This window comes from uncultured Maritalea sp. (assembly GCF_937139385.1).
GTDB classification, from domain to species: Bacteria; Pseudomonadota; Alphaproteobacteria; order Rhizobiales; family Devosiaceae; genus Maritalea; species Maritalea porphyrae_A.
On record NZ_CAKZPW010000212.1, the window covers coordinates 1 to 9,339 of the forward strand.

10 protein-coding genes and 1 pseudogene are annotated in these 9,339 nt (G+C 48.7%); 9 read left to right on the plus strand and 2 right to left on the minus strand.

The features are described from left to right. The 4 genes and pseudogenes from Q0231_RS09125 to Q0231_RS09140 all read left to right on the plus strand — a co-directional run. Positions 1–103 (plus strand): annotated as a pseudogene (locus Q0231_RS09125) (ribulose-phosphate 3-epimerase); the annotation flags it as partial. Between the two features lie 42 nt (positions 104–145). Further along, positions 146–1,453 carry an adenylosuccinate lyase gene (gene purB / locus Q0231_RS09130; RefSeq protein ID WP_269393912.1) on the plus strand — a complete coding sequence of 436 codons (1,308 nt, stop codon included), beginning with the start codon at positions 146–148 and terminating at the stop codon, positions 1,451–1,453. Between the two features lie 75 nt (positions 1,454–1,528). After that, a complete protein-coding gene (locus tag Q0231_RS09135) occupies positions 1,529–2,416 on the plus strand; it encodes an EamA family transporter (protein ID WP_269393911.1) in 888 nt (295 codons plus the stop codon). 60 nt (positions 2,417–2,476) lie between these two features. Beyond that, positions 2,477–3,028 (plus strand): alpha/beta hydrolase, encoded by a 552-nt coding sequence (locus Q0231_RS09140; protein WP_269393910.1) that lies wholly within the window; start codon positions 2,477–2,479, stop codon positions 3,026–3,028. Here Q0231_RS09140 and Q0231_RS09145 read toward each other — a convergent pair. After that, positions 3,025–4,416, minus strand: coding sequence for an MFS transporter (locus tag Q0231_RS09145; protein WP_299347283.1), 1,392 nt, complete (start codon positions 4,414–4,416; stop codon positions 3,025–3,027). The two genes, Q0231_RS09140 and Q0231_RS09145, sit on opposite strands and share 4 nt — an antisense overlap. A gap of 105 nt (positions 4,417–4,521) precedes the next feature. After that, on the minus strand, positions 4,522–4,848 hold the full coding sequence (locus Q0231_RS09150; RefSeq protein WP_269393908.1) for a DUF1476 domain-containing protein: 327 nt from the start codon (positions 4,846–4,848) through the stop codon (positions 4,522–4,524). A gap of 267 nt (positions 4,849–5,115) precedes the next feature. On the opposite strand from Q0231_RS09150, the gene purC reads away from it, so the two are divergent. From purC to Q0231_RS09175, 5 genes are all read left to right on the plus strand, one after another. Next, positions 5,116–5,880 carry a phosphoribosylaminoimidazolesuccinocarboxamide synthase gene (purC, locus tag Q0231_RS09155; RefSeq protein ID WP_269393907.1) on the plus strand — a complete coding sequence of 255 codons (765 nt, stop codon included), beginning with the start codon at positions 5,116–5,118 and terminating at the stop codon, positions 5,878–5,880. Positions 5,881–5,912: 32 nt separating this feature from the next. Continuing rightward, complete coding sequence (purS, locus tag Q0231_RS09160; RefSeq protein ID WP_269394380.1) at positions 5,913–6,158, plus strand: phosphoribosylformylglycinamidine synthase subunit PurS; 246 nt, start codon at positions 5,913–5,915, stop codon at positions 6,156–6,158. Positions 6,159–6,493: 335 nt separating this feature from the next. Next, positions 6,494–7,573, plus strand: a complete 1,080-nt coding sequence (locus tag Q0231_RS09165) for an acyltransferase family protein (RefSeq protein ID WP_299347284.1) — start codon at positions 6,494–6,496, stop codon at positions 7,571–7,573. Positions 7,574–7,749: 176 nt separating this feature from the next. Then, positions 7,750–8,439, plus strand: coding sequence for a phosphoribosylformylglycinamidine synthase subunit PurQ (gene purQ / locus Q0231_RS09170; protein ID WP_269393905.1), 690 nt, complete (start codon positions 7,750–7,752; stop codon positions 8,437–8,439). After that, positions 8,440–9,339, plus strand: a 900-nt coding sequence (locus Q0231_RS09175; protein WP_299347285.1) for an AIR synthase related protein, incomplete at its 3' end; no start/stop codon positions are given.

Sequence of the window (9,339 nt, forward strand, 5' to 3'; positions counted from 1 at the left end):
TGCTTTGGTTGCAGGCTCTGCCGTTTACAAAGGCAACGACCCATCAACTTACGGTCCACGAATGGACGCTATCCGAAACGCCGCCCTCGCCGGTCGCGGTTAAGATTTATCCTGAATCAAAAACTTCAGAAAGACAGCTAAGCTCATGATCCCTCGTTATTCTCGTGAACAAATGACCTCTATTTGGTCTCCTGAATCAAAATTCAAAATCTGGTTCGACATCGAGGCACATGCAGCTTCAGCCCAAGTCAAAATGGGCGTTGTCCCTCAAGAAGCAGCTGACGTTATTTGGGCAAAAGGCAAAGACGCGCAGTTTGATGTTGAGCGAATTGACGAAATCGAACGCGAAGTAAAACACGATGTGATCGCGTTCCTAACGCACTTGGCAGAGATCGTTGGGCCTGAAGCTCGTTTCGTGCACCAAGGCATGACCTCTTCAGACGTTTTGGACACATGTTTCAATGTGCAGTTGGTTAAAGCCACAGACTTACTTTTGGAAGATATGGACAAATTGCTTGCCGCGCTTAAAAAACGCGCATTCGAGCACAAAATGACCATCACCATAGGCCGCAGCCACGGCATCCACGCAGAACCAACAACCTTTGGCATCAAGATGGCCCTTGCCTTCGCTGAGTTCGACCGCTGCCGCAAACGTTTGGTCAACGCTCGCGAAGAGATTGCAACTTGTGCGATTTCTGGCGCGATTGGTACATTTGCCAATATCGACCCAAGCGTTGAAGTCTATGTTGCTGAGCAAATGGGCCTCTCTCCCGAGCCTGTTTCAACACAGGTCATCCCGCGTGATCGCCACGCTATGTATTTTGCCACATTGGGTGTGGTCGCTTCTTCCATTGAGCGTTTGGCTGTTGAAATCCGTCACTTACAGCGCACAGAAGTTTTGGAAGCAGAAGAATTCTTCTCTAAAGGTCAAAAAGGCTCGTCCGCGATGCCACATAAACGCAACCCAATCCTGACCGAAAACCTAACCGGTTTGGCACGGATTGTGCGCATGGCCGTAACGCCCGCCATGGAAAACGTGGCACTTTGGCACGAACGGGACATTTCCCACTCGTCTGTTGAGCGCATGATTGGTCCGGATTCAACCGTAACGCTGGACTTTGCCCTAATGCGTCTGACTAACGTCATCGAAAACTTGGTGGTTTATCCTGAGACTATGAAAGCCAACATGGACAAACTCGGCGGCCTGCACAATTCTCAACGCGTTTTGTTGGCGCTCACTCAAGCTGGCATGTCACGTGAGGACAGCTATAGCGCGGTACAGCGCAATGCCATGAAGGTATGGCGCGGTGAAGGCGAATTCGCAGCATTCTTAAAAGCGGATGACGACGTATCAGCCGCGCTAACAGATGCACAAATCGATGATATGTTCGACGACGCGTACCACATGAAACACGTCGACACGATCTTCACTCGGGTATTTGGCGAGGCCTAATTCAAAGCTTGACCAAATTGCAATTGATTGGAAAGGTGGGCCTCAACGCCCACCTTTTTCTTTAGGCCATCACATATGTCCATTCGCGACATTCTGCTCGCAATTCTGGTTGTTGCCATCTGGGGCTTCAATTTTGTTGTGATCAAAGTCGGCGTTGCCGACGTACCCCCGCTTTTGCTCACGGGCCTTCGCTTTTTGGCTGCTGCGCTTCCTCTCGTCTTTTTCGTCAAAAGACCCAAAACCCATTGGGGCTACATCGCAGCATATGGGTTTATTCTGGGTGTCATCAAATTTGGCATGCTATTTACCGCCATCAAACTTGGTGCTAGCGCATCACTCGCTTCGATCGTGACGCAAATGCAGGCCTTTTTTACAATTGGTTTTGCCTTTTTGCTTTTGCGCGAAACACCCAAAATTTGGCAAATCATTGGTGCTGTAATTGCATTTAGCGGCATGGCGATCATGGGGTTCGAGCAAGCGGCAGACGCTCAATTCGTCCCTTTCCTCCTGCTGATTGCAGTTGGCGCTTCTTGGGGTGTGGCCAATATCATCATCAAAAAGGCTGGCCAGATAGATATGTTCAGCTTCATTGTTTGGGCAAGTCTGGTGCCCCCTCTTCCCCTGTTTGTCTTGTCCTGGCTTATCGAAGACCAAGATGCGATTGTAAACGTCTTAACCAGCCCGACGGCAATTAGCATTGGCGCTGTTTTTTATCTTGCATACGCTGCAACCATCATTGGTTTTGCCATTTGGAACCAACTGCTAAAAAAATATCCTACAAGCTTAGTCGCACCATTTTCGCTGCTTGTACCCCTATTTGGCATTCTGTCAGGCGTTCTAATTTTGGGCGAAACCATGAGTACACTGGCAATCATTGGTGGCGGCGTTATCTTTTTGGGCCTTTTGCTCAATGTTTTTGGGGAACGCATTGCCATATTCATTAGGAAAAAAAGAGCGATTTAGCGCGCCACATTTCGGACGTTTTCACTTGCATCTAACTTATGAATTGTGCACCAAGACATTATGAAAATAGCAGACGCAGACATACTTATCATTCCCGGCTATCAAGGCTCCCCTGAAGGCCATTGGCAGCACGGCTGGGCACAAAAAATGCCAACAGCTCGAATTGTCGAGCAAGAAGACTGGAATAAACCTGATCTTGAAAAGTGGGTTAGTAGCGTACTGCAAGAGATAATGATGGCAACACGCCCGGTGGTGCTGATTGGTCATTCGCTTGGCGTTACAACCATTGCTCATGTTGCAAAAAGATTGACTGACACGAAGGTTATCGGCGCGTTACTCATCGCCCCACCGGACCTTGATCGCAAAAAGGGCATGCCCAAGCAAATCATGGGATTTGCCCCCGTGCCCCGCGATCCACTGCCATTCCCATCAACACTTATCGCCTCGTCAAACGATCCGTTTTGCAGTGTCGAAGCCGCTGCAGAAATGGGTATGGCATGGGGTTCTGCATTCAACAATGCTGGCGAGCTGGGTCACGTAAATCCAGCATCAGGCTTTGGCGCTTGGCCAGAGGGCCTTATGGCCTTCGCCAATCTCATGAAAAAACTCTAGTTGGTTTTAGTTGGCCATTCTGTGTGGTGGCCATCAATCACATATTTATGGCTATGGCGCACCGCTTCATGTTTGTGAGGATGTCTGTGGGGCTCTGGCCCTTCCCACCCTTCATGCACATGTTGGTGGTGCGACCCATGATAGTGCAAATGATCATGGTAAAGTTCATCATGTTGATGTTCAATCGCTGATGGGTCATCGTTTTGCCACAACTGTTGCGACAAGATCATTGCCCCAAGAGACACAAGTGCAAAAATCAAAAAAGCTGGTTGGAACCCAAAAGAACTCGCCAGCCAACCAGCTGCCGGATAACTTGCCAACCAACATAGATGGCTTAGCGTGAACTGCGCCGCGAATAGTTTAGGCAAGTCTTCGTCAGAAGCCGACCGTCGCAGCACGCGCCCGGCAGGGGTCTGCACCAGCGAATAGCCAATACCGAGCATAAACCAAGCCACTAGCAACAAATCAAAACGGCCAACATATCCCGCCAACAGCATCGTTAAGCCAAGTAACCAACCACCACGCCGCATCACTGCTTGATCACCCAGTCGATTGACCAATCGCGGTACCATTAAAGCAGCAACAAGCGAACCCAGACCAAATGCACTCATAGCGATTGCAACCATGCTCTCTCCACCGCCAAATTGGCCGCGAACCAACACCACAGTATTCACAATCACCATTGCTCCAGCTGCAGATACAACCAAAAACATCGCCAACATGCCCATCAGACGAGGCGTCTTGCGATAAATTTGAAATCCTTTTAGAATCTTGTCTTTTGCGCTGAGGGATTTGTCTTGCAGATCCTCAATGGCGGGCATCCTTGTCGACAGAACCAATCCAGCAGAGACCAAAAAGGCAGCCGAGTTTGCGACAAAGAAAACATCAAAACTAACGAACAACAGCAAAGCGGCCGCAATTGTGGGGCTCAACAAATTCTCTAAATCATACGCCAACCGCGCCATTGAAAGCGCCTTGGTGTAGTCTTCTTCATCTTCAAACAATTGTGGAATGATCGACTGAAATGTGGGCGTAAACCCAGCGGAACATGCATTTAGCACAAAAATCAATAAATAGATCTGCCATTCAGCGGTAACAAACGGCAAAACCAAAACACATGCTGCACGCGCAACATCCAGCACCACCAGCAGTCTTTTCCGTCCGCTAGGCCGGATCAGTCCACCTACCACTGGCGCAACAAAAATGAAGGACAGCATCTTGATTGCCAACGCGGTGCCCAGCACCACCCCCGCTCGATCACCAGCAATTTGAAAGGCAAGCAAAGCCAGAGCAATAGTGGTCAGGCCCGTGCCAAGCAACGCGATTAACTGCGCGCTAAACAGTTTGCGAAATGCCACATTCTGAAAGATCGATCGTTTACTAATCACTTGCCCTGCCATTCGTTTTTTGGAGATGTCATCACAGCCCATAAAAAAAGGCAAAGAAAAACGGCCCCACAAATGCAGGGCCGTTCAAAATCAAGACGATGATGCTTAGTCTTTTGTTTCAAATGTCTGCGCAACTTCCGCATAGAGCGTACGCATTTTGCCATGCAAATCATCATCCGAAATTGTTACGCCTTTGGCGTCAAAATCAGCGCGGATTTTGCGGAAAACGTCTTCATCGCCTGCTTCTTCAAAATCAGATGCGATGACTTCACCCACATATGTCTCAATTTCAGATGCAGCTGTGATGCCCAATTGCTCCGCGGCCCATTGACCCAAAATCTTGTTACGGCGAGCTTCAATTTTGAATTTCGTCGCTTCGTCGTGCACAAACTTCGCTTCTGCAGCCTTTTCGCGATCTTTAAAACCGGACATATGTTCGTCTCCACTTAAAAAGGGTTGAGCCCTTTGGCCTCTTCACCAACGAGATAGTGTGATTGGGCGAATAAATCAACGATACTTTGCCCATTATCAAGCACATTAGAACGGGAATCGGGCATTTCCGCGTTGATTGGGGTCAATTATTCCGGGACAAAGGAGATTTGCGCCACAAATACCACACAAATTGCTTGCTTTTTTAGCCCAAAAAGGCGCATGAAGCCCGCGAAAGCTTTTATCCAGTTCAGAATCACGGGGAACAAGATGAACCGTCGCCGCAAAATTTACGAAGGCAAGGCCAAAACCCTTTATGAGGGTCCAGAACCGGGCACTTTAGTACAACACTTCAAAGACGACGCAACTGCGGGCAATGGCGCCAAGCATGAAGTCATCGAAGGCAAAGGCGTTCTGAACAATCGAATTTCAGAATATATCTTCACAAAATTGAACGAATTGGGCATTCCAACCCATTTCGTGCGCCGCATGAACATGCGAGAGCAGTTGATCCGTGAAGTTGAGATTATCCCGATTGAGGTGGTTGTCCGCAACATTGCCGCCGGCTCTATTTGCCCACGTCTTGGTCTTGAATCTGGCACCCGACTCCCCCGTTCAATCATTGAGTTCTATTACAAAGATGACGCGTTGAACGACCCTATTGTGTCCGAAGAGCACATCACGGCTTTTGGTTGGGCCAATCCCCAAGAACTTGATGACATCATGACATTGGCTGTACGGATAAATGATTTCCTCTCCGGTCTCTTTATGGGTGCAGGCATCCAATTGGTCGATTTCAAAATCGAATGCGGTCGCCTGTATCAAGAAGACACCATGCGCATTGTCTTGGCTGACGAAATCTCGCCAGACAACTGTCGCTTATGGGATGCAAAAACCCAAAGAAAACTAGACAAAGACGTATTCCGTCAAGATTTGGGCAGCTTGGTCGATAGTTATCGTGAAGTTGCGCAACGTCTAGGCATTTTGGTAGAAGCAGAGAACGCGCTGACTACTGGCCCGCGTTTGGTAAAATAAACGGCCACACGGCCAATAAATGAATGGTTAGAATTATGAATGCACGTGTGTTCGTTACATTGAAGAATGGCGTCCTTGATCCTCAAGGCAAAGCAATCGAAGGCGCCTTAGGTAGTCTTGGTTTTGAAGGCGTTGACGCCGTACGTCAGGGCAAAATATTCGATCTAAAAGTCAATGCAAATTCGAAAGAAGAGGCAAAAGCTGAAATCGCCAAAATGTGCGAGAAGCTGTTGGCCAATACAGTGATTGAAAACTACACGATCGAGTTGCACGACTAATCGATCCGTTTGGGCATGTGCCCACAAAATTTCACCCGCTAGTTTTGCGAATTTTGGGCTCAAAACATATGTTTTGAGCCTCTTGGAGTTGTTATGTTAAAATCTGTTTCATTGTCGCTGATGTTTTTTGTCGCTATGGGTTTGTTTGTTGCAGCCTACGGCACATTGCCCGCTTAGGCGGCTAAGTCCGAATGCCAAAACAATAGAACTTTACGCATTAATATTAACAGTTAATCAAACCTTTCGAAATCCTCACTCCTCTCGTTCTCGTGATCGCTCTAGTCGTTAATATCTGGTAAATTCACCGCAACGCATGTGTATTGAGGAGCGTGACGATGAATGAAATCAAACGGCTAGATTGGGTTGATATGGCAAAGGGCCTATCAATTTTGTTGGTGGTCATGCTTTACGCAACCAACGGAGCGGGTGAAGCTAAAGGCAATGTGGGTGCTCTGCATTATCTTATTGGATATGCAACACCGTTCAGAATGCCCGAGTTCTTTTTGATCTCCGGCCTTTTCCTTGCCAATGTTATCAATCGTCCATGGGCAAAATTCACTGACCGTCGTGTTGTGCATTATCTCTATTTCTACGCATTGTGGGCAATTATTCACATCGTAGTAAAAGTAGGTTTGGCTACCGCTGATCCCCTCACTGCGCTTGAATATCTAGCTTGGGCGGTAATTCAGCCCTACGGCGTACTTTGGTTCATCTACGTGCTCGCCCTTACCGGGGTTGCAGCAAAAGTGCTCAAAGAACTGCGAGTTCCACATTGGGCGGTTCTTGCAGTTGCAGGCGCAGCTTCAATGGCTCAAATCCACACAGCCAGCTACGCGCTTGACCAATTTGCGGAGTATTTTGTGTTCTTTTATGCCGGCTATGCTTTTGCACCCTGGATCTTCAAGCTCGTTGGCAAGGCAATGTCAGCCCCAACTGCAGCAATAGTCGGCCTAGCTCTATGGGCTTTGTTAAATGGGTATCTTGTGTTCACCCCTGGATTTGTCGCAGAGCCTGGTCACTTTACGATGGGTTTGGCAGAAACACCTGCTATTCGGTTTGCCCTTGCCCTTATAGGCTCTGTTGCCTTGTGCGTTGCCGCGGGAATGCTGTCACTTGTGAATTGGATGGGATGGTTGCGCTTCATCGGCAAACGATCTCTCGTGATTTATGTGGCATTTGCGCTGCCGCTTACCTTCAGTCGTCTCGTATTGATCAAACTTGATCTGATCAGCGACACAACTTTGCTCACCATCATAACAATGCTGATCGCAATTCTGCTGCCGCTTTTCGGATATTGGATGATCGAAAAGCTCGGTTTTGGACGTTTTTTGTTTACTCGACCAACGTGGGCGACCTGGCTCAACGACAGCAAAAAAACTGACCATCCAATCAAATATGGCACCCCAGCGGAATAAGCGATCAAGAAATCGTCATAAACTCAAAAAAAGAGGCTCAGCACACCGCTGGGCCTCTTGCTTTTTAGGCTGAAATTCCGTCAAAGAAAGGCAAATATCCGTGGCCCAGACACGATGGCCACCAAACTTGTCGCTAAGACTTCGATCCAGCACTCAACACCCAATGGGGACTGAACATGAAATCAGCTGTGATTCTTTTCCCCGGTCTAAATCGTGACCGGGATATGCTAACCGCATTAGAGAAAATTACCGGTCATAAACCACACGCAATTTGGCATGGTGATGCGGAATTACCAAAGGTTGACCTCGTTGTTATTCCGGGCGGTTTCTCATATGGAGATTATTTGCGCGCCGGGGCAATTGCTGCGCGCTCACCCGCCCTTGCTGCGGTTAAAAAACATGCCGACGCTGGCGGCCTAACACTGGGTGTGTGCAACGGCTTCCAAATCCTCACGGAAGCGGGGCTCTTGCCCGGCGCTCTTATGCGCAATCGTGACTTGAAGTTTTTGTGCAAAACGATTCATCTTAAAGCAGAAAACACAACCAGCGCCTTCACAAGCGAATACGCCAACTCCCCCGTTGTGCCTTGCCCGATCGCCCACCATGATGGCAATTACACCATCGATCCAGATGGTCTTAAAGACCTGCAAGACAATGACCGGATTGCATTCCGCTATTGCGACCAAAACGGCAACACTGATTTGGCCGCAAACCCGAATGGCTCCATCGACAATATTGCTGGCATATTAAACAAACGCGGCAACGTGCTGGGCATGATGCCTCACCCTGAAAACCTGATCGAAAAAGCGCACGGCGGCATCCAAGGCCGCATGATCTTTGAAAGCCTTGTGAAAGCGGTGGCGTAAATGTTGAAGAACCAAGACATCGAAATCACCAAAGAACTGATTGCATCGCACGGCATTAACGACGAGGAATATGCCAAAATTCTCGAACTGATTGGCCGCGAACCAACTTATACTGAGTTGGGCATATTCTCAGCTATGTGGAACGAGCATTGCTCGTATAAGTCATCCAAACTTTGGCTTAAAACATTGCCCACAAAAGGCGAACGGGTGATCCACGGGCCGGGTGAAAACGCTGGCGTAGTCGACATTGGTGATGGCCAAGCTGTGGTGTTCAAAATGGAAAGCCACAATCACCCTTCTTTCATCGAGCCTTACCAAGGTGCAGCGACAGGCGTTGGCGGCATTTTGCGCGACGTTTTCACGATGGGAGCGCGACCAATCGCTGCAATGAACGCTTTGCGGTTTGGTGCACCCGAACACGAAAAAACACGTCACCTTGTTTCAGGTGTTGTTGAAGGTGTTGGTGGATACGGCAACTCATTTGGCGTCCCAACGGTTGGCGGTGAAGTTGAATTCGACGCGCGCTACAACGGCAACATCCTTGTAAACGCTTTCGCCGCTGGCCTTTTGGATACAGATAAGATCTTCTTGTGCGCAGCCAAAGGTGTTGGTCTTCCAATCGTATATCTTGGCGCAAAAACTGGACGGGATGGCGTTGGCGGCGCGACAATGGCTTCTGCTGAATTTGGCGATGACATCGACGAAAAACGCCCTACAGTTCAAGTGGGTGATCCTTTCACCGAAAAGTGCTTGCTTGAAGCTTGCCTTGAACTCATGGCCACAGGCGCTGTTATTGCCATTCAAGATATGGGCGCAGCAGGTCTTACCTGTTCAGCGGTTGAAATGGGCGCACAAGGCAATTTGGGCGTTGAATTGAACCTCAATGATGTGCCAGTACGC